The sequence below is a fragment of the Pseudoalteromonas sp. SR41-1 genome, from assembly GCF_014164015.1.
Classification (GTDB): domain Bacteria; phylum Pseudomonadota; class Gammaproteobacteria; order Enterobacterales; family Alteromonadaceae; genus Pseudoalteromonas; species Pseudoalteromonas distincta.
In genome coordinates, this window is record NZ_JACJEK010000005.1 from 123,998 (window position 1) to 144,290 (window position 20,293).

18 protein-coding genes are annotated in these 20,293 nt (G+C 37.2%); 1 reads left to right on the forward strand and 17 read right to left on the reverse strand.

What is annotated here, in order from left to right; genetic code table 11:
* Positions 1–4: 4 nt before the first annotated feature.
* From H5118_RS20810 to H5118_RS05815, 11 genes are read right to left on the reverse strand one after another with little or no spacing between them, the layout of a single operon-like run.
* Positions 5–535 (reverse strand): prepilin-type N-terminal cleavage/methylation domain-containing protein, encoded by a 531-nt coding sequence (locus tag H5118_RS20810; protein ID WP_165739287.1) that lies wholly within the window; start codon positions 533–535, stop codon positions 5–7.
* Positions 536–557: 22 nt separating this feature from the next.
* The gene (locus H5118_RS05770; RefSeq protein ID WP_182736318.1) at positions 558–1,142 is read right to left on the reverse strand and encodes a prepilin-type N-terminal cleavage/methylation domain-containing protein; all 585 of its coding nucleotides are present in this window, start codon (positions 1,140–1,142) and stop codon (positions 558–560) included.
* Between the two features lie 4 nt (positions 1,143–1,146).
* Positions 1,147–2,367, reverse strand: a complete 1,221-nt coding sequence (locus H5118_RS05775; RefSeq protein ID WP_182733628.1) for a type II secretion system F family protein — start codon at positions 2,365–2,367, stop codon at positions 1,147–1,149.
* The gene (locus H5118_RS05780; protein ID WP_024594536.1) at positions 2,354–4,081 is read right to left on the reverse strand and encodes a GspE/PulE family protein; all 1,728 of its coding nucleotides are present in this window, start codon (positions 4,079–4,081) and stop codon (positions 2,354–2,356) included. The genes H5118_RS05775 and H5118_RS05780 overlap by 14 nt, the downstream gene beginning before the upstream one ends.
* Positions 4,078–5,220 (reverse strand): tetratricopeptide repeat protein, encoded by a 1,143-nt coding sequence (locus H5118_RS05785; RefSeq protein ID WP_024594537.1) that lies wholly within the window; start codon positions 5,218–5,220, stop codon positions 4,078–4,080. Before H5118_RS05785 ends, H5118_RS05780 begins: the two co-directional genes overlap by 4 nt.
* Positions 5,217–6,119 carry an ExeA family protein gene (locus H5118_RS05790; protein WP_182748136.1) on the reverse strand — a complete coding sequence of 301 codons (903 nt, stop codon included), beginning with the start codon at positions 6,117–6,119 and terminating at the stop codon, positions 5,217–5,219. The genes H5118_RS05785 and H5118_RS05790 overlap by 4 nt, the downstream gene beginning before the upstream one ends.
* 2 nt (positions 6,120–6,121) lie before the next feature.
* Positions 6,122–7,780, reverse strand: coding sequence for a pilus (MSHA type) biogenesis protein MshL (gene mshL / locus H5118_RS05795; RefSeq protein ID WP_182748192.1), 1,659 nt, complete (start codon positions 7,778–7,780; stop codon positions 6,122–6,124).
* Complete coding sequence (locus tag H5118_RS05800; RefSeq protein ID WP_024594540.1) at positions 7,764–8,090, reverse strand: agglutinin biogenesis protein MshK; 327 nt, start codon at positions 8,088–8,090, stop codon at positions 7,764–7,766. The genes mshL and H5118_RS05800 overlap by 17 nt, the downstream gene beginning before the upstream one ends.
* Positions 8,068–8,745, reverse strand: a complete 678-nt coding sequence (locus tag H5118_RS05805; protein WP_024598056.1) for a hypothetical protein — start codon at positions 8,743–8,745, stop codon at positions 8,068–8,070. The genes H5118_RS05800 and H5118_RS05805 overlap by 23 nt, the downstream gene beginning before the upstream one ends.
* Positions 8,742–9,341 (reverse strand): PilN domain-containing protein, encoded by a 600-nt coding sequence (locus H5118_RS05810; RefSeq protein ID WP_024594795.1) that lies wholly within the window; start codon positions 9,339–9,341, stop codon positions 8,742–8,744. Before H5118_RS05810 ends, H5118_RS05805 begins: the two co-directional genes overlap by 4 nt.
* Positions 9,338–10,261, reverse strand: a complete 924-nt coding sequence (locus tag H5118_RS05815; RefSeq protein WP_024598058.1) for a hypothetical protein — start codon at positions 10,259–10,261, stop codon at positions 9,338–9,340. Before H5118_RS05815 ends, H5118_RS05810 begins: the two co-directional genes overlap by 4 nt.
* Before the next feature lie 76 nt (positions 10,262–10,337).
* Here H5118_RS05815 and H5118_RS05820 point away from each other — a divergent pair, with 76 nt between their 5' ends.
* Complete coding sequence (locus H5118_RS05820) at positions 10,338–11,246, forward strand: 1-aminocyclopropane-1-carboxylate deaminase/D-cysteine desulfhydrase (protein ID WP_182748137.1); 909 nt, start codon at positions 10,338–10,340, stop codon at positions 11,244–11,246.
* Positions 11,247–11,249: 3 nt separating this feature from the next.
* On the opposite strand, the gene H5118_RS05825 is transcribed toward H5118_RS05820, so the two are convergent.
* The 6 genes from H5118_RS05825 to H5118_RS05850 form a co-directional block, all read right to left on the reverse strand.
* The gene (locus H5118_RS05825; protein ID WP_182712139.1) at positions 11,250–12,938 is read right to left on the reverse strand and encodes an EAL domain-containing protein; all 1,689 of its coding nucleotides are present in this window, start codon (positions 12,936–12,938) and stop codon (positions 11,250–11,252) included.
* Between the two features lie 226 nt (positions 12,939–13,164).
* Entirely contained in the window at positions 13,165–14,181 is a 1,017-nt protein-coding gene (gene arsB / locus H5118_RS05830) for an ACR3 family arsenite efflux transporter (RefSeq protein ID WP_024595324.1), read from the reverse strand.
* Between the two features lie 9 nt (positions 14,182–14,190).
* On the reverse strand, positions 14,191–14,907 hold the full coding sequence (gene arsH, locus H5118_RS05835) for an arsenical resistance protein ArsH (protein WP_182748138.1): 717 nt from the start codon (positions 14,905–14,907) through the stop codon (positions 14,191–14,193).
* Between the two features lie 184 nt (positions 14,908–15,091).
* The gene (locus H5118_RS05840) at positions 15,092–17,821 is read right to left on the reverse strand and encodes a response regulator (protein ID WP_182748139.1); all 2,730 of its coding nucleotides are present in this window, start codon (positions 17,819–17,821) and stop codon (positions 15,092–15,094) included.
* A gap of 263 nt (positions 17,822–18,084) precedes the next feature.
* Positions 18,085–18,798 carry a single-stranded DNA-binding protein gene (gene ssb / locus H5118_RS05845; RefSeq protein WP_182712142.1) on the reverse strand — a complete coding sequence of 238 codons (714 nt, stop codon included), beginning with the start codon at positions 18,796–18,798 and terminating at the stop codon, positions 18,085–18,087.
* 20 nt (positions 18,799–18,818) lie between these two features.
* On the reverse strand, positions 18,819–20,186 hold the full coding sequence (locus tag H5118_RS05850) for an MFS transporter (protein ID WP_149602041.1): 1,368 nt from the start codon (positions 20,184–20,186) through the stop codon (positions 18,819–18,821).
* Positions 20,187–20,293 lie beyond the last annotated feature (107 nt).

Here is a 20,293-nt window from a genome sequence, read left to right on the forward strand (position 1 = left end):
GTAATTAACAATCGCTAACATCGATAGCAACTGTTGCTGGAGTATCTTTGTTTAAAGCTGGAGTATAAGTAACTTTACAAGAGTCTGTGACTAGGTAGCTATTTGGATAAATAATGACTGGAGTTGTAGCATCATCCCCTCCTGACAAATTGAAGTCAGTACTATCAGCGATAGTAGGATCATCGGTTACATCTGCAAAATCTATATCTAAAAATGCTTCAAATGCATCAATAGTCCCCACAGGGTAGCCAAATCGGATTGCTACGCCTTCAACAATAGGTGTTGGAGTATCTGTTTCTGCTTTATTTTGTATATTAGCAATAAGTGCCTTACCATTCACAATATTCATACCACTGCGAATCGACCCTTGTACACCCTCAAGTGTTGAAGCATTTGCATCACCTTGCAAGTTTAAAAAACGAGGTGCGGCGGTAACTGCTAAAATGCCTAAAATAACAATTACGATGATCAATTCAACAAGTGTAAAACCTGCTTGTTTATTTATTGGTAAACTTTTTAACGATTGCGTTTTCATAAGTAAGCCTCTTTTTAATTACTTAATTTTTAAATATTTTTACTTTGCCTGTTTTAGCAAAGTATGAAAAACCTGTTAAACCTGATATTTCACTCGTATTAGTAGGTATACTTTTAATATCAATGGTATGAGTTAAATAGTAGTCGCATTGCGTACTTTCTGCATTGTACCTAACTAAAAAACTTACACTTTTTATTCTTGATATTTCATTACTTAACGTACTACTGGGTGCGTCTTGTAAAATTACATTTAAAACTTGGCGACATTTATTAGCATTTATAGCTTCTGCACGAGTATCTTTTTTTTCTGTTTCATCACTTGTTGGTGTACCTAACATTCCATCAACACCAACTATTACACCTCCATAATTAACAAATGTTTTGTTTGACCTACTGCTTGGTCTTCCTTCTAATTCCCATTGACCCCTAACCATGCCAACGGCCGATGAGAAACTACCTGCTATAGCGTCAACGCTTGCATTATGCGCTTGATTTTTAATACCTATATATTGAGGTATAGCAAAGCTCAAAATTACTGCCAGTAAAATCACAACAATAACTAACTCAAATAATGAGAAACCTTTTGAGTAAGCCTTTGATGCAATCACTTGGTTAATTACCTTTAATCGCGGACATCATGTTCCACATCGGCATAAAAATACCCAACGCTAAAATCAGCACCATAATGGCAACAAACACAGTTAAAATAGGTTCTATTTTTGCAGTTAAGCTCCGTAAGTCGTAATCAACTTCACGCTCATAATAATCAGCAGCCTCTTGTAAGAGCTCATCAACCCGACCTGTCTCTTCACCTACCGCCACCATCTGTAATACAAGCTGAGAAAACAGCTGAGAACTTTTTGAGGCTCTGAGTAAACTATCGCCCTTTTCTATATCTTGGCGCATAGTAATAATCGCTTTTTCCATATAGCTGTTATCTACGGCATGCGCTGTTAGTGATAAACCAGTGGTCATAGGCACACCGGAGCGCAATACCATAGCTAAACTTTGACTGTAGCGCGCAAGCAATGTCCGTTTTAAAATATCCCCAATAAATGGAATTTTTAATTTATATTGATCCCACTTAAAGCGTCCAGGCTCTGTATTTAAATAACGCCTCCAAGCAAAAACAGAACCAATACCCATCACCAACAATAACCACCAGTAGTTAACAAAAAAGCTGCTAGTGCCAATTAATATTTGAGTCATTAATGGCAATTCAGCATCAAATTTTTCGAACATACTGGCAAAGGTAGGAATAACAAAAATATTCAAAATAATCATAGCCGCTACTAGAGCCAAAATAACAAAAGTAGGGTAGCGCATAGCTGCTTTTATACGCTTTCGGGTTTCTTGTTCTTTCTCAAAATAAATAGCGAGTTGATAAAACGCATCTTCTAATCGTCCAGAGCCTTCACCAACCATTACCATGGATACTGTTAAACGGCTAAATACCTCGTTATGTATCGCCATTGCACTGGATAAGTCGCGGCCTTGTTCGAGCTGCTTGGTAACTTCTATTAGTACATTTTTAAATTTTTTATTTTGTGTTGTTTCTGCCAACCCAACCATTGCTCGTATAATTGGTATACCTGCTTTTAATAGCGAATACATTTGCCTAGAAAACATAATCATGTCGTCTAGCGTTATTTTTTCGACAAATAAATTATCAAAAATTTTGATGTTATTTTTTGTTTCAACTAAAGAGATTGATATTGGTATAAATTGACGCTTCATTAAACTATCAGCTACGCCAGCTTGGTTACTCGCTTCTAATTGCCCTTTAACCAACATACCTTTGCTGTCTTTAGCTTTGTAGCTATATAGTTGCATCAATATCCCCTACTATTTCTGGGATATATTCAGCCACTTTAAATACTTCATCTAAAGAGGTAACACCTTGCTTAGCATAGTTTAATGCCATTGTTGAGAGCGGCGAAAAATTCGCGCTATTTTTAGCGGCTTTTGCAAAACCTTGCGTGTCGTTAACTCGTAATGCATCCATCATTGCATCATCCATTTCGAGTAACTCAAAAATACCTACACGCCCTTTATAGCCACTGTGATTACATGCGGTGCAACCTTGCCCTTTAGAAAATTGAGCATCTGTAATCTCTTCGCCTAAATATTTTAACCAACTTAATTCTTGGCGATCTGGCAAGTACGGTACTCTGCAGTCATTACATACTCGTCTTACTAATCGCTGAGCAATAATCGCGCGCAGTGAACTTGCCACTAAGTAAGCCGGTGCCCCCATGTCGATTAAACGCATAGCACTGGTAATTGCATCATTGGTATGTAACGTTGATAGTACGAGGTGGCCTGTTAAAGCGGCCCTTAATCCAATATCTACGGTTTCTTGGTCACGCATTTCGCCAACCATTATAATGTCAGGATCTTGCCTTAGAGCGGTCCGTAAAATACTTGCAAAGCTCAGCCCTATTTTATTATTTATTTGTACCTGGTTAATACGGCCAATACGATACTCAACAGGATCCTCTACTGTGATAATTTTACTTTCTTGTTGATTCAGCTCACTTAGTGCACCGTATAGTGTGGTTGTTTTACCCGAGCCTGTTGGCCCAGTAACTAAAACCATGCCATGAGGACGTTTTATAATGCTGCGTACACGTTTTAATATGTGTACTGGCATGCCTGTTTCATCTAACGATAGTAATCCTGCGGATTGGTCAAGCAGGCGCATTACAACTGACTCACCATGCTGAACCGGCATGGTAGATAAACGCACATCAATACTATGGCTGCGTACTTTTATATTAAACCGGCCATCTTGAGGGAGGCGTTTTTCAGATATATCTAATCCCGACATAAGCTTTAAACGTAACACTAATGCCGATGCTATTTTTACTTGGTTAAGAGTGTGCTCTTGTAATATGCCATCTACACGTTGACGAATGCGAAGCAAACCTTCATCTGGCTCAATGTGAATATCGGATGCACGAACTTGCACTGCATCCTCAAATATTGATTGCAGTAACTTAACAACGGTTGCATCTGATGTCTCATCACCTAAAGAATTTAAATCAAACTCTTCTACGTCTTGATATTCTTCATGAAGTTGTGCTGCAAAGTTGGTAATTTCATCTGTACGGCGATACACGTTGTCAAACGCAGCCATTATTTGACTTTCTTGTACAACAGCTAAATCTATTCGTTTAGGAGCAAGCATAGTTGCAAGTTGATCAAGCCCCCTTAGATCAGCAGGATCGCTCATCCCGACTAAAACAGAGTCACCATTGTCTTCAATTACTAATGCTCTGTAGCGACGTGCATAAACCTCAGATAAAAGCTTAGATACATCAGCTGATATTTTTCGCTGTGATATATCTAAAAAAGGTACTTGTAATTGCTGCGCTAAAAAACGTAATAGTTGTGGTTCACTAATAAACTCAAGTGTAATAAGCGTCGAACCTAATTTACGACCCGTCGCAGCTTGAACGTTTAGCGCTTCGCTTAGTTGCGCTTCGGTGATCATGTGCTCATGAACAAGTAAGTCCCCTAAGCGCATTTTTAAACTAGGTCTCATACGGCCTCCTTTAGCGCAACTAAACGCTGTAATGCATGCTGCGTCATAGCTGTATTTAATCCACCTAAATCTAGAGCCACTTTGTAAAGCTGTTTAGCATCGAGGTACTCTCCTAATGCATCTTTTGAGGTTGCAAGTGCCAGCCACCACTTAGCTTGACTAGGCTGTAGTTGTGTAAGATGTTTAAAGCTTTCAAGTGCTTTATGGTGCTTACTCGCACTTTGCGCAGCAGTACCTTGTAGCACCCAAAAATCAAGATTCGCTTGAGCCTCAAATTCATCACTTAAAAGCAGCAATACTCCTTCATACTGTTGTTGCATAATAAGTATTTTGCTTAGCATTACACGCCATTCAAGTACGTTAGGGTTTTGGCGAATACCTGCTTGCAAAACCTGTTGCGCAGAATTTATATCTTGTTGTTTAAAGTAAGTTGCAGCGAGTAAATTTCGAGCTTCAACGTGCAAAGGCAATTGCGCTAAAATAATATTTAAATCACTAATGGCTTCATTGTATAAGCCAAACTGTATTGCTTGTTTAGCTGCGGCTAATTGCTCAATCAATAAAGCCTGTGGCGACTTAGCTTCTGCCACGCTTTTAGTCATAGTATTTTGAGACTTAGTTTTAATCATTGGAGTAATTTTTGGTTTGCTGACAATAGCTTCGCTAGTTACCAGTACATTATCTTTAGCTAGTGCAGGGCCTTGTTTAACCTCGGCAATTACAACTGGCTCAGCCGTTGGTTGAGAAACCAGTAATGTTGCTTCACTCAACTTGGATTCAGCTAAATCATTCACTTCTGGTTTTATTTGCTCAACTTGCACAACCGTTTTCACAACATCTTGCTCAACTAAAGGTTCTACATTGCTTTTTTCATCTTGATAATCAGATAAATTAGAGCTTAGAACCGCGACCATTTTTTGCTGTGGTAACACAGACTCACGTTGAGTCTCTTTTTTGTCGGCGGTCGGTAAATATAGGTATGCTAAAAAAATGACACTTAGCATAATAAGTAAAATTACGGCTTTAAATGCAATATTTTTTACATCATATATCGGCTTTAAACTTATACCTTCTTGAATACTTACTTGTTTAGCTTCTCGTTGCTCAATATTTTTAAGCATATTATTTATAACGCTCATAACAACTGCCTCCATACCCATATGGCAGCAATAGCTAAAACACTAAACATTAAAGCACTGTAGCTCCAATATTGTCCGGTTCGATACTTTGCGCAGTCTTCGGTATCTTTTATGGCAAGTTGAATATGGCGATTTGTTATTATATTTAACCCTTCACCGTAAGCTTGTAATAGTGCTTTGTGGCATAAAATATTAACTAACCTAGGAATTCCACGGCTAGCTCTAGCAATTTTGAGCCCCATACTATTATTAAATAAAGGAGGCCTATTAAACCCTGCAACTTGTAAGCGGTGATTAATATAATAAACAACCTCAGCGCCAGTCATCGCCCGTAATTTATACGAAAAACTGATACGTTGGCGTAATTGCCTTACTTTGTTGTTTGCCAGCTTTTCATCAAGTTCAGGTTGCCCAAATAACACAACTTGAATTAGTTTTTCACTTTCTGTTTCTAAGTTTGTAAATAATCTCAGCGCCTCTAGAGTCTCCCAACTCAAGCATTGCGCCTCATCTATCAAGAGCACTACACGCTCATTATCTTCTTGTAAGTCGAGTAAGTGATGATTTATAAGCTGCCCTAGTGCTTGCTGATCTAATGCTTTATCTACATCCATACCCAGCTCAATGGCAATCGCCCATCTAAGCTCTTCTGGGCTTAAATAAGAGTTAGGTAAATAAGCCACAATGTAATCTGGCTCAAGTTGGTTTAATAGCTTTCTACAAAGTAGCGTTTTACCAGTCCCAACTTCACCAGTGACTTTAATAAACCCTTCACCCATTTCAATAGCTGTTGTTAACACTTGCATCGCTTCATGGTGCGGTTCAAGTGCACAAAAAAAATCTGTGTTAGGGGTTAACGTGAAAGGCATTTCACTTAAATTAAAAAAGCTTAAATACATAGTTAGTTTTCATACCATGTTTTTAAAAGCTGACGGCTTTCACCTTGTTGTTTTTTCCAAGTATCTGGCATAACAACCGTTGGTTTGATTAGAATAATCAGTTCTTTTTTCTCTTGGCGTTTACGAATACTTTTAAATAAATTGCCAAATAGTGGGATATCACCCAACACGGGGGTTTTTGATTCTTCATCCTGTGTTGATGTTTGCATCAAACCACCAATAACCACTATTTCGCCACTTTGAGCGCGAATAACAGTATCTGATTCTCGAATGTTACTTTGTGCTAGAGGCAACTCAAAACGTTGATCGTCTAATGTAATTACTTTTAGCTGCTCTTCTGTTTCAGTTACTGAAGGGTGAACATGCAAAATAACTGAGCCGTACTTGTCAATTTGCGGCGTTACATCAAGGGCAATACCAGAAAAGAACGGCGTTAAATCAATTTCAGGCGAGGTCGTTGTAGCAGTACCCGTTACCGTCGTACTTGATACATTAGTAACAAAATATTCGTCTTGCCCTACTTTTATAACTGCTTTTTGATTGTTTGTAGCGGTAACTCGAGGGTTAGATAGCATTTGCACATCACCTTGCGTTTCAAGCAAATTAATAACCCCGTTAAAGTCTCCTTTTTGAATGGTTAGCGATGACGCTCCACCAATTGCGGCTGAAATACTATTACTAATAGTAGAACCCGCTGTTGTAGCAAACGAAATACCGCCTTCTAAACCACTCGCTATACGCTCCCAGTTAACTCCCTGTTGGTACTCATCTTTTAAAGTTACTTCTATTATTTTTGCTTCTAGAATAACTTGGCGTTGCAGGTTTTCTTGGCTTTGACGCAAAAACTCTTTTAGCTGACTAATTTCGCTTGGTAATGCATTTACGGTTACCAAACTAGCTTGTGGGCTTGCAACAACATAGCGCCCATCGCTTGCGCCAATTAAAGACTTAAGGGCGACTTCTAATTCTTTCCAAAAGTCATTTTTATTAATTGTTTGGATTCGAGAACCGTTTAAATCTAAGCTTTGATTATCGCCGCCAAACTCATTATTTTGCTGGTTACTACTACCTGAACTTGAACCATTCGAACTACTGCCACTTTGTGCAAATTGACTAACCCCACCAGCAACCACACTCACTGTAGACTGACCATGGCGCTGCATCATTAAATAATTTACAGGTATTGTTTCTGTGCGCATTTTGGCTGGCAGTACTTGTACTATTCGTCCTTCATTAACAATATCTAAAGGATACATACGCTTAATAACAGCAATGACTTCATTAAAAGTAACGCTTTTAAGATTTAAACTAATTGTGCCATTTACCTCAGGATGCACAGCAACACTAAAAGGCGTATCGTCTGTTAAGCCTGCAAAAAAGGCGCCTATTTCAACGTCATTAGCGGCTACATCAAAACGCTTTATAGATAAATCATCACTTATAGTTTGCTCATTATTTATTGATGATAGTAGGCTTTGGGTAAGCTCACTCGGCATCTGTAAAGGCTCAATCGCTTTAGTATCTACAGGCTTTTCAGCCAGCTCTTGTTCTATATGAGTTTTAACCTCTTTACCTGGTTTAAAGCTATGGCACGCAGTTAAAAATGTAGGTAACAATAGAAGAACAAGCCACGGATGAGATAAATTATTTTTTAATTTCATAGTCATATAATTCTAATTTTATTTGTTTATCATCATTTGCTAACACAACCTGTTTTGAGTTAATGCTTAGCACCCGAAAATCGTCTACAGCATCACCGACTCGATAAATATGGCCTGAAATAATGGCCTTAAATGCTGTACTGTTTTTAATAATAGATTGCAATTTAAGTTCTGTGTTTTGAGTTACACTCTTGTTGTTATTTACATACATATTTGGTTGAGTAGGATCGCGTAATTGCGCTAATGCACTGGGTGCGAAAGTGAACAAAAGTAATAAAAAACATAAATTATAATGCGATAAATTTTTCATTAGCGCTCACTGTAGCAATTTGTAAAGTTAATTCAGCTTGAGGGTACTCTAGTACCTGATAACTAAACTCCTGTATTAATAACTTATCTTGATTATTTTTTAATGCGGCTAAATATTTTTGTAAGCTAAAGTAGCTACCTTCTAAAGTAACGACCATCTGATGCTCAAAAAATAATGTTTGCGTATCATGTTCACCTAGTTTTTCTACATCGATAGCCTGTGCTGGTTTGACATTAAAGCTACTCACTTTTACGTCGCTACTATCTACGAGCAAATCTTTTAAAACGGCAGGTACATTTTTAGCCGCTACAAAGCCTTGGCTAAAACTATTAAGTTGATTATTTATTTCTGCTAACTCATCTCTGGTTTGTGCAATTTGACTGCGTAAAACCTTAGTGTAGTCGTAGTTTAGTGCTTGATTTAACATGGAGAGTTGCGCATTTATCTGCTGTAACTCCTGCAATGCTGCATTTTGTTCAGAGCGAATATGAGCAACTTCATCTTGCTGTGGAAAAATAACAAACCACAGGCCGAGGTAAATCACCATGAATAAGCCTACAAATACAGTGGAATACTTCTCACGCTTTTGCAGCGATGCAAATTGAGCTCGATACTTTGCCCAAATAGGCCAACCTTTGTCTTTCTTGTTGTTCATGGTTTAGCGCCTTTATCAGCAAGGTCGGTCGCCACATTAAATTCACTCAGACCATCTTTTGTTGACAGTTCTAAAACTGAAAATTCTTTATCAATAAAAAAAGGTGACTGCTTTAAATTATTAAACCACATAGGTAAAAATTTTGACTGCGATACTTGCCCTTGAAACGTGACACTTTGCCCTACAAATTTAATATGGGTAAGCCAGATATTAGGCTCGTGATACTTGGCTAAATCTTGCATAACCTGCGCATAGTCGGTTGCGGATTGATCTGAGCTTTGCTCTAAATAACTAAATATTTGCTGCTTATGCAAAACCTCTTGCTGAAGTGTTTTTAGCTCATTAATAAAAATTGTTTTATTTTGCTTCTCTGCTAGCTGCTGTTTTACAACTTCTAACTGAGCTTTTCCTTGTTTGAGATATTTCTTTTTTTGTTCTAAATCAAGCTCACTTGAATAAGTTTTATAACTGTAAAAAGCCCACGTGATTGCAATAATTAATAGCGCACCTAACCACAGTGTAATCATTCCCGATAAAGGGACTGGGTCTCGGCGTACTCGTAAGGTTTTTTGATAAAAATTAATCCGGGTTTTCATAGCACAGACTCCGGATCTGTTAATTGATAGGCTGCTCCGAGCGCATAATAAAAGTTTGGCTCTAATTGCTGCGCTAATTCTAAGTTAGGCGCAAAATCTACAACTTTTACTTGTAAAAACTCTGCAAGACCGGCTCTAAGAGTTAATGAAGATAAATCATCGCACTGTAGCTGTATGCTGCGAATTGGCGGTTGCTTGAGCTGGCTTTCAAAAAAGTCCATCGAACGCTGAATTTCTAACCCTAACGCCTCTACTAGTTCTTGGTTTTGATCCTTGTCTGAAATACCTAAAAAACCATTTAATCGCCTAGCTAATACTAATTGTCCATCACGAATAATTAAGATTCGAGGTTCATGATTAGCATGCTGCACAATCAGCATATGCGCCTCTTTGTATGAGCCAAATAAAGTTACTAAAACCATTTCTTCAGAGGTCATTGCACGCAAAACTGGTTTAGTTTGTTCAAAACTGTCTATAAACGGAAGTAGCTGCAGCTTATTGGTAATAAATACATTCATTTTGCTGCTTTGCATTGGTAACGTTATTGGATAATCGATAAAGTCAGCTACAATGTTTTCAGAAGCTATATCAACTAAATCTTTTGTAGTCCAAGGCAGCGACTGAATGATTTCTTCATCACTAAGGTTTGGTTTATCCATTTGCACTATTTGATAAAAGTAGTGCGGTATGACTAAATTAACTGCACAAATATCAGTAGACACCTCATTTGTACAAGCAACAATTGCAGCGGTATAATCGGTTTGCTCAGACACATTTACACTGTGAGAACTGTGAACCATCCATTGGTCGCGTTGTTTTTTTAAACATACCGCGTTAACAGTATCTGCGTAAGTTGCAACACCAATAGCTGTATTTGGATCTAAACTACGATTTAACCATGAAAACAGCTTTTCTTTCATATAGCTACTATTGTTAATTGAGTATGAAATAAGTGTCGTACATTTTAACTACTTTGCCAAATTGAAAACCAATAAAATGCGTGAAAAATTCAAAATAGATGAAAATAACTATATTCAACAATTAGATAGCTCGTTTCTAAAAAAGAGAAATATTTGTTTAGGTATAAAACGTGATGATTTACTCCATCCGCTAATAAGTGGCAATAAATGGCGTAAATTAAAATACAATTTAGCATATATGCAAAAGATAAATAAAACAGAGCTTCTGACTTTTGGTGGTGCGTTTTCAAACCATATTCATGCCTGCGCAGCGGCAGGAAAAGAATTTAATATAAAAACTCGCGCGATTATTCGCGGACCAGAACTGGATAACAACAACCCAACAATCCAATTTGCAAAACATTGTGGTATGAACCTGCATGTTGTTAATCGTATAGAATATCGAAAACGCCACAACATCGATTACCTTAATGCTCTGCAAGAGCGCTTTCCAAATGCTTATATTATTCCTGAAGGTGGTACAAATGAACATGCTTTATTAGGGTGTAAAGAATTAGTACAAAGCTTACCCGAACATAGCTACTTAGTTTGTCCTACAGGTAGTGGTGGCACGCTTGCTGGACTAATAGAAGGCAGTGCTTCAACAACACAAGTTATTGGTATCGCGGTATTAAAACAAGCTGAATATTTAAATGAAGAAATAAAAAAGCTGAGCGCTAAAGCTAATAATCAAACTAACTGGCAGTTACTCACAGAGTTTCATGATGGTGGCTATGGTAAGTTTTCACCTGAGTTATGGCAGTTTTGCCAAGATATAGGCCGCACACACAACCTACCGCTTGAGCCTATTTATAGCGGAAAAATGATGTATGCATTGTGGCAGCTTATTGAGCAAGATTATTTCCCATCTGGGAGTAAAATTATTGCTGTTCATACTGGCGGGCTTCAAGGCTTAAATGGGCTTAAATATAGAGGGTTAATCTAGACCTTAATTAAATACCGCTTGCGTAAACTCTTGAAGTGGCTCTGAAAAGTAAAAACCTTGAGCTCCTACCACTCCCAATTTGGTAAGCGTAAGTAGCTCTTTTTGAGTCTCTACGCCCACCGCGTATACGGGTAGATTTAAAAGACTAGCGGCTTCGACTATCCTTTTTATTTTCTTTTGACTTTGAGTTTTTTCATCTAATAAATGAACCAGTTCGTAAGATAACTTAAGCCCACATACTTGGTTATAATCAACTAGCATGGCTACTTTCTCACTGCTTTTTACATTATCAATCACAATATGTGAATGCCCTTTTTTAATAACATTGAGTGCATTAGTTATCGACTCTCTATGAGTAAAAAATTCTGCCTCACTTATTTCAAATTGTAATTTAGTATTTAACTTAAGCTCTGCCATTTGATTGGCTAACCACTCCCAAAATACAGTATTAAACCAATTTTTAGGGTGTAGATTTACACTAACTGTTAAAGCCGAAGACTCACTGAGCATTAGCTTTTTGACTTGTGTTATTACAGCTTTATCTAATATTAAAGCGTCTTGATCACTATAAACCTGCTTAATAAAATAACGAGCGGCCAGTAAACCAAGTTGGCTATGCCTAACCCGAATAAGAGCTTCATGCTGCAGGATATCTCCACTAGAGAGTTCAAATACAGGCTGAAAGAATAATATAAATTTATTCTTTTTAATGTTTTCTATAACCTGTTTGCTAGAGAGGTGTTTTTCTTGGCAGTGATTTAACGTTAAACGGTGGCAATGCTGCAATAGGCTGCTTTGTGATAGCGCGAGTGCTGATTTTGCTAGCTTATAAACCGCCACTTGATCAGCGCCTAATTGATAATCACACGCACCTATTTTAATATTTTTATGAGTAATATTTTTTTGATGATTTTGACATATTAAAAACACATTTTTATGAAGCTTTTCAACGTAGCTATTCAACTCGCTAATAGAAATGTTTGGTAAGGTAACCGCTAAGTAATTAGAGTTTAGTATTTTTACCGACACACCTTTAAGTTCGGCTAATTTTTTAGTAATTAAGACTTTAAAATTGGCTTCTATATCCGTTTTTTTATCATAGCTACAATCACACTCAATAAGTAAAAATAAGTTATGTGATGCAGTATTAACTCCATACAAAGAACTTAAATCACATTTTTTTGCCTGTTCGATTAGTTGAGTATTTTTATACCTTTGTTGAATAATTTTAGTCGTCTGTATAACTGTATTTTTAAGCATTACTTTACGGTTTACTTTTAACAGGCTCCACCAGCGATAAGACCAATTAGCAGCGCCTAATATAATCAGATTCAAAAATATAAATAAGTAGCTTTGTGTTACCCACACTGGATAGTGATAAAGGCTCAAACTTAACGTTTTAAAAGTAAAAACTTCGCGTTCTAAATTTACTAAGTTCCTAAAGTGATCAGAAGAATTTTGCAGCTCTAACTTAAAGCCTTCATTTTTAGCTAATGCGACCAACACTTCATTATTTATAGAGGGAGATAAATTTAATTCATAAACGCGTTTAACAAACTGCTGCCCAGAAACATGTGCTTTTTGATGTAATGCATCATTTAAAATGAAATTAAAACTAATAAGTATCATCAAAAACAAAACAAAAGAGATACCTTTGAAGTACTTTAAAAGCCAGAGTTTACTCTTTTGCATAGCCTGCCACTCGTTATATTGATAACTAAAGTGTTGTTCAATATCTATAGAAGCACAAGGCTGCAAACTAAGTTTAAACGTTTATTAATAGTACTAAACAAAAAACACTCAGATAAACGAGAACTTACAAAAATAAACAGCTATGCCCTTTATTCTGTAAATAGATGAAAGCCATCGACAGATCATTTTAAAAAGTATGCCAGCAGAGATTATGCTGCATACCGCCTTAATTAAACCAATGGCGTGTTTTATTTGCAAAGTATACCAAGCTTAGCATTACGGGGACTTCTACCAACACCCCCACCACAGTGGCAAGTGCAGCCCCAGAATGTAAACCAAATAATGAAATAGCAACCGCAACAGCTAGCTCAAAAAAGTTTGAAGTGGCAATCATACATGCAGGCGCCGCTATGTTATGTGCAAGCCCCATTTTTTTAGCTGCAATATAAGCAATCGCAAAAATACCGTAAGTTTGAATTAAAAGCGGGATTGCAATAAGAACTATTGCCTCTGGTTTTTCTATTAATATCTGCGATTGGAAACCAAACAATAGCGCTACTGTCGCGAGTAAGCCAATAATAGAATAAGGTTTCATTACCTTTAAAAAGTTATTTAAACACGTATGGTCATCTTCTTTATCAAGCTTTTTACGGGTAACAGCACCGGCCACCAGCGGGATAAGTACATACAATACCACCGATAATAGCAGTGTATCCCAAGGTACAGTAATATCAGTCACACCAAGTAATAGCCCTGCAATAGGTGCGAAGGCAAAAATCATAATTATGTCATTTATTGATACCTGCACTAAGGTGTAATTAGCATCGCCTTTTGTCAATTGACTCCACACAAACACCATAGCGGTACAAGGCGCAACACCCAACAAAATCATACCAGCTATATATTCTGTAGCTGTTTGTGGGTCAACAAAATCGGCAAAAATACCCTTAAAAAATAACCAGCCTAGTAGCGCCATAGTAAAGGGCTTTATAAGCCAATTAATAACGATAGTGAGCACTAACCCTTTTGGTTTTTTACCTACATCTTTAATTGATGAAAAATCAATTTGCACCATCATTGGGTAAATCATCAACCAAATAAGTACTGCGATTACAATATTTACATGGGCATATTCAAAACCAGCAATTAAGCTAAATGCACTTGGCATTATAGAACCAGCTACAATACCAAAAGTAATAGCTAAGGCTACCCACACAGAAAGATAACGTTCAAATAATCCCATTGTTCTGTCCTAAATAGAGCTTTGATTAACGCGTTGGCTAAGTTCTTCTGCAGATTCCACACGTTCAGAATAACGATCTACAAAGTAATCTTTTTGATCTCGTAATAACAAAGTAAATTTTATCAACTCCTCCATAACATCAACAATCCGATTATAAAGTGGAGAGGGTTTCATGCGCCCATTTTCTTCAAATTCTAAATGAGCTTGTGGCACTGAGGACTGATTTGGTATTGTTACCATACGCATCCAACGCCCTAATACTCGTAGTTGATTCACTACATTAAATGATTGCGATCCACCACAAACTTGCAGCACTGCGAGTGTTTTACCTTGCATTGGCCTTACACCACCTAAATTGAGTGGTATCCAATCAATTTGGTTTTTGAATATACTCGTCATTGACCCATGACGTTCTGGAGAGCACCATACTTGCCCTTCTGACCAAAGCATTAAATCTCGTAACTCTTGTACTTTAGGGTGTGATTCATCTTCACTATCGGTTTGAGGTAAACCTTCAGGATTAAAAATTTTAACCTCAGCACCAAAATACGTTAATAAACGTGCACTCTCCTCTATTACCAACTTACTATAAGAACGCGCTCTTAATGATCCATATAACAATAAAATTTTAGGTTTGTGCTCAGAAAAACTAACATTAAAATTTTTAGTATGTGGAACAACGCTGTGTATTTTATTTGTATTTGGTAACCCATTAACTTCTGACATTTATAACTCAACCTTTACCAAGTGAATATACGAAAAATCGAATATGTGGAATTTCACATGCAAACACGCGTGAGTCAAATTCTATTTTATAAATTTTTTTAAGTTATTAAAAAATCGGCTCAAGCCAATGGAAGGGATGGCGGAAGGTATTTGATAAAAATATTAAGTTACTTATATAGCGCAACTATTTATTTAAACAGCGAATTATAGTTTCACGTAGTTTTTGTGTTTTAATGGGTTTTGCAACATGAGCATTCATGCCAATAGATAAGTATCGTGTAATATCATCTTTCATAACATTAGCTGTTAAGGCAATTATTGGAATATTTGCGATAGTTTCATCACTATCATTACGAATAATTTGAGTCGCCTCAACACCGTCCATGATAGGCATATGAATATCCATTAAAATTATATCAAACGGCTCTAATTTTACTGTTTGGATGCACTCTAATCCATTATCAACTAAGTAAACCTGAGCGCCGCTATTTTCTAGTATGTTGGTAACTATGAGTCGATTGATTGAATTATCTTCCACAACTAATACTTTAATACCCGCCAGCGACTGTTCACTCACAGTATTTACTTTAGGCACTTCATTAAAAAAACCTAACACTCTACTGCTCACCTCCTTATACAAGACACTCGAATAAACAGGTTTTTGCAAAATTGTGTTTATATTTATTTTGTTAGCCACATCATTAAGTAAAACCTCATGATCCCTTGTAAGTACAATTATATTACTGCAAAGCTGGGGATTAATATTATAAATACGCGTTAAAAATGTTTCACTACTCATCGCTGGCATTATCCAATCGACAATAATGACTTTAAATTTTTCTTTATTCTGTTCAATAATATCAATAGCTTGCTTAGCAGACGAGCACGCAGTACATGCTAAACCCATAGCTGTAAACTGATTTTCAATTACTTTAAGGTCCTCTTCATTATCATCTATAATTAATACATCAAACGGATCAGTAAAGATTAGGTTAGGCGTATCATCAATCAACGCTTGGTTGTTCAATTTAACTTCCACCGAAGCTACAAACTCACTACCCACACCTTGAGTGCTGTGTACTGTTATATCACCACCCATCAATTGGCATAAACGCTTACTAATTGTTAAACCTAACCCTGTACCACCAAACTTCCTAGTTGTAGAACTATCTGCCTGAGTAAATGATTCAAATAAATTACTAAGATTATCCTCAGCGATGCCAATACCTGAGTCTTTAACTGTAAAATATAAGCAAACACTTTGCGGATCGTCTAATAACTTTCTTGACTCAATTAAAACCGATACAGTGCCGTGAGGGGTGAATTTAATTGCGTTAGAGCATAAATTTAACAGCACCTGATTTATTCGCACTACATCGCCGATTAAGTCCAGTTTAACTGCCTCATCAATGACAATATCAAATGTGACCCCTTTACTTTGGGCCAATTCATTGAAGGTTGCTTTGATATAATCAACAATCGAATTTACAGAAAAAGGAAATTCCTCAAGGTTAATGTTTCCAGACTCAATTTTTGAAAAGTCTAAAATATCGTTAATAACCACCAGGAGTTGATCTGAGGAGTATTTAATTTTATCTAAATAATACTCATACTCACCAGGTAAACCTTTTTCGAGCAAAATATTAGTCAAACCAATAATCCCACTCATAGGGGTTCTAATTTCATGACTCATATTTGCTAAAAACTCAGACTTAGCGGATGTCAGATGCTCTGCTTCTTCCTTGGCGTGCATAAGCTCTTCAGTGCGCTCTTCAACGCGCGACTCTAATCTTTGCTTTTCTTCATCAAGCTCTTTTAAAAGTTGAATGCGGCGTTGGTTTAAAAACAAAACAAAAACTAAAAAACTGCTAAGAATAAAAATAATTACAGTAGCGCTGTAAATTAATATTTTATTTTTCTCAAAGTAAGTTGGCTCGTAATAAGAGATAATTGACTCTTCTGGCAAGCTCTGCGGAGCAATATTAAACTTACTTAATTGTCGCCAATCATATGAGTATGTACTAAGCCCTTCACCACTAATTTCATTTAACGCTTTATTTTCATTATAAAAAACTATTGAATCGGCAATACGTTTACCTATTTTTTCACCCGACAATACATACCCACCAACAACACCTGAGCCTAATAGTACTTCCCAATAGCTAAACACTGGCGCCGGACTTTCTTCAGTTAATCGCTCTACTAGCTGATAAGGGCTAAGTGATTTATTATCGTAACGCCTAAAAATGGGGGTAAATAAAATAATTGAATCTGCTGGGGCATTTCTTACTTTGGTGAGTAATTCTGGTAATGGAATATCAAACCACTTTTCTACACTTAAATACGAAAAATCACGGTTAATAACCGAAAATAGTCCTCGATGAAAGCTCATACCAATATCGTTTTTTGTATCTAAAATCACGATCAATTTTTTAGGCTTCATTAAATTAACAGCATTTGCTGTTGCTTGCGCATAATCTAATTTAGCTTGGATCACAGCTCCGCTGGTCTTTTTTGGTAGATTAAACTGGGCGCCTGGCTCTAAGTATATTCGTGGAACATTTATAAAAAAATCATCTAATTGAGATAGTAACGTCGCTGCAGAAGGCGACTGAGTAACGATGATATCGATGTGCTTATTTTTATATTTTTGTTTGAGGTAGTCTTTCATTAACTGTTTTTGATTAACTTCATCAAAGCGATTTACATCCATATTTTCGACAAATAGTTCATAACTAAAAGAACGTTTTTTAAGCTCTGTACGCAGTCCAAGCTCAACACTTTTATACCAAGGCATATCTTGATTTGTTGAATTTATAAATAAAATATGAGTAACATTTGAAGGAGTTTGAGCGTGTGAACTAGGGCTCAAGAATTGAAAAACAAGAAATAAAAATAAGATATTAGTTTTCATGTTTCTCATTGTGTAATCAGGGGAAAGTAGTTTAATGGTAAGTGTTAACGATATATATATCAATTAAATACAAGATAAAATTTACTGTAATTTAACATTGCCAACAATACTATTTCACTTTACAGCCTAATAAGGTCTTATATTGATAGTTTTTTGATTATCATCACAGCGCAATACGCATAAAAAACCCAGTACGAATACTGGGTTTAGAGTAAAAAGTGTCAAGAATCTATTTATTCTTACACTTTTAAATAAACCATGATCTAGAACGGGATATCGTCATCAAAATCAATGGTTGGTTCCATTGGGTTTGATGCACCACCTTGCGGAGCACTTTGTGGTTTAGGAGCGAAACCACCTTGCTGCTGCGGTGCACTATTTTGTTGTGGTGCAAAGCCGCCTTGCGGCTGGTATTGATTACTTTGCTGCTGTGGTGCTGGAGCCGGTTTTGGCTGCGCTGCAGGTGCTGCTTGCTGTTGTGGAGCATAACCACCTTGTTGCTGGTTATTTTGGCCTTGATTATTTTGACCGTAACCACCGCTTTGTTGAGCACTTTGCGCTTGATTGCCTTGGTAACCTCCACCTTGTGATTGATTACCTTGGTAACCACCACTTTGTTGATCGCCACCACGTGCGCCTAACATTTGCATTTGACCAGTAAAGCCATCTACAACTATTTCTGTAGTGTATTTTTCTTGGCCTTGTTGATCGGTCCACTTACGTGTTTGAAGTTTACCTTCAACATAAATTTGTGAACCTTTACGACAATATTCACCAACAATTTCAGCTAACTTGCCAAAAAATACAACACGGTGCCACTCAGTTTTATCAACCATTTGGCCAGTGTTCTTATCTTTATAGCTATCCGAAGTTGCTAGGGTAATATTTGCTACACCGTTGCCGTTAGGCATATAACGAACTTCAGGATCTTGCCCTAAATTACCAACCAAAATTACTTTGTTCACACCGCGTGCCATGGAACCATCTCCTATAAATGTTAGATTAAACCAGCGACTTTACGCGCTTGGTCTAGGTCAAATTCTTTATCATTAATCTTTAAATAGCTGCGACTTTCATCGCGAACTACAGTTGCTTCTATTACACCTGGTAAAGCAACTAACTGAGAAGCAAGTACTTGAGCATGCTCTTCAGAATCTAATTTGGTCATTAAACTAATAACTTTACTTTTGGGTGGGACTTGCATTTTCCACGCAATAATAAGCCATATTAACCCAACAAGTGCCGCTGCCGCAAACACAGCTTGCGTCGTTGTAGTTTGTGCTACATAGCCACCTAACATACCGCCTAAAAAGGCGCCTAAAAACTGACTAGATGAGTAGCCTCCCATTGCTGAACCTTTTTGGCTTGCAGGTGCTATTCGCGATACAAGCGCAGGCATAGTGGCTTCTAAAAAGTTAAACGCCACAAAATAAAGCAGCATACACACAGCAATGCCTACTACACTATTAACCCATACCGACATTGCTAACATACTAATAGTTAACAAGGCTACCGAGCCAATAAATGCTTGTTTTTCTTTCTCTTTTTTAATGGCCACAATCATTATTGGTACCATTAATAAAAATGCTAAAAATAGCACTGGAATATACAAATACCAGTGATGGTCGGCAACCAAGCCATCTTTAATTAATTGACTCGGCAGTACCACAAAAATTGTGGTTAGCGTTAAATGCAATAACAATACACCTGCATTTAATCGTGCTAACTGAGGGTGTTTAATTAATTTTTTAATGTCGCTGAAGCTTGCTAATGTATCGCCTTTGGGCGCTTTATTTACCGCCTTTGGCACTAGCATGGTCACTATAAATATACCAAAGACAGCTAAAATAGCAGTCAACCAAAATACACCTGCAATACCCCACGAAGCGGCGACAATTGGCCCAAGTAACATAGCAAAGGCAAAGCTCATTCCTATGCTCATACCAATAACGGCCATTACTTTTGGTCGTTGCTCATCGCGGCTTAAATCTGAAGCAAACGCGAGTAGCGCACTGGCTATTGCGCCCATACCTTGTAAAGCACGGCCTACGGTAACCATTTGGATAGAGTCAGCTAATGCAGCAACTACAGAGCCAATAGCAAATACAACTAAACCACCAACAATAACCTTTTTACGACCAATCTTATCGGATAATCGACCCATAGGTATTTGTAGTACAGCTTGCGTTAAACCATACGCACCAATGGCAAAACCAATCCAAATAGGCGAAAAACCTTCAAGCGATTGTCCATAAATAGCCAATACAGGCATCAGCATAAACAAGCCGAGCATTCTAAATGCAAACACACTCGCCAGTGATACAGCGGCGCGTTTTTCTCGTGAATTAAGTGAAGATGCGGTCATTATCTGCGTGATCTTACTCTATGAAAAATTGAGGTTGGGATTCTACCATAAGCTTGGCAATAATTAATCGCCTATAAGTAAGGATTTTTCATTGATCAAGGATTAAT

Excerpts from the sequence above, each read along its gene's own strand:
- H5118_RS05780 (WP_024594536.1), bottom strand. The coding sequence starts at position 4,081 with ATGAGACCTAGTTTAAAAATGCGCTTAGGGGACTTACTTGTTCATGAG.
- H5118_RS05815 (WP_024598058.1), bottom strand. The coding sequence starts at position 10,261 with ATGAAAGAAAAGCTGTTTTCATGGTTAAATCGTAGTTTAGATCCAAAT.
- H5118_RS05810 (WP_024594795.1), bottom strand. The coding sequence starts at position 9,341 with ATGAAAACCCGGATTAATTTTTATCAAAAAACCTTACGAGTACGCCGA.
- H5118_RS05805 (WP_024598056.1), bottom strand. The coding sequence starts at position 8,745 with ATGAACAACAAGAAAGACAAAGGTTGGCCTATTTGGGCAAAGTATCGA.
- mshL (WP_182748192.1), bottom strand. The coding sequence starts at position 7,780 with ATGAAATTAAAAAATAATTTATCTCATCCGTGGCTTGTTCTTCTATTG.
- arsB (WP_024595324.1), bottom strand. The coding sequence starts at position 14,181 with ATGGGATTATTTGAACGTTATCTTTCTGTGTGGGTAGCCTTAGCTATT.
- H5118_RS05850 (WP_149602041.1), bottom strand. The coding sequence starts at position 20,186 with ATGACCGCATCTTCACTTAATTCACGAGAAAAACGCGCCGCTGTATCA.
- H5118_RS05825 (WP_182712139.1), bottom strand. The coding sequence starts at position 12,938 with ATGCAAAAGAGTAAACTCTGGCTTTTAAAGTACTTCAAAGGTATCTCT.
- H5118_RS05785 (WP_024594537.1), bottom strand. The coding sequence starts at position 5,220 with ATGAGCGTTATAAATAATATGCTTAAAAATATTGAGCAACGAGAAGCT.
- H5118_RS05790 (WP_182748136.1), bottom strand. The coding sequence starts at position 6,119 with ATGTATTTAAGCTTTTTTAATTTAAGTGAAATGCCTTTCACGTTAACC.
- arsH (WP_182748138.1), bottom strand. The coding sequence starts at position 14,907 with ATGTCAGAAGTTAATGGGTTACCAAATACAAATAAAATACACAGCGTT.
- H5118_RS05800 (WP_024594540.1), bottom strand. The coding sequence starts at position 8,090 with ATGAAAAATTTATCGCATTATAATTTATGTTTTTTATTACTTTTGTTC.
- H5118_RS05775 (WP_182733628.1), bottom strand. The coding sequence starts at position 2,367 with ATGCAACTATATAGCTACAAAGCTAAAGACAGCAAAGGTATGTTGGTT.
- ssb (WP_182712142.1), bottom strand. The coding sequence starts at position 18,798 with ATGGCACGCGGTGTGAACAAAGTAATTTTGGTTGGTAATTTAGGGCAA.
- H5118_RS05840 (WP_182748139.1), bottom strand. The coding sequence starts at position 17,821 with ATGAAAACTAATATCTTATTTTTATTTCTTGTTTTTCAATTCTTGAGC.
- H5118_RS20810 (WP_165739287.1), bottom strand. The coding sequence starts at position 535 with ATGAAAACGCAATCGTTAAAAAGTTTACCAATAAATAAACAAGCAGGT.
- H5118_RS05820 (WP_182748137.1), top strand. The coding sequence starts at position 10,338 with ATGCGTGAAAAATTCAAAATAGATGAAAATAACTATATTCAACAATTA.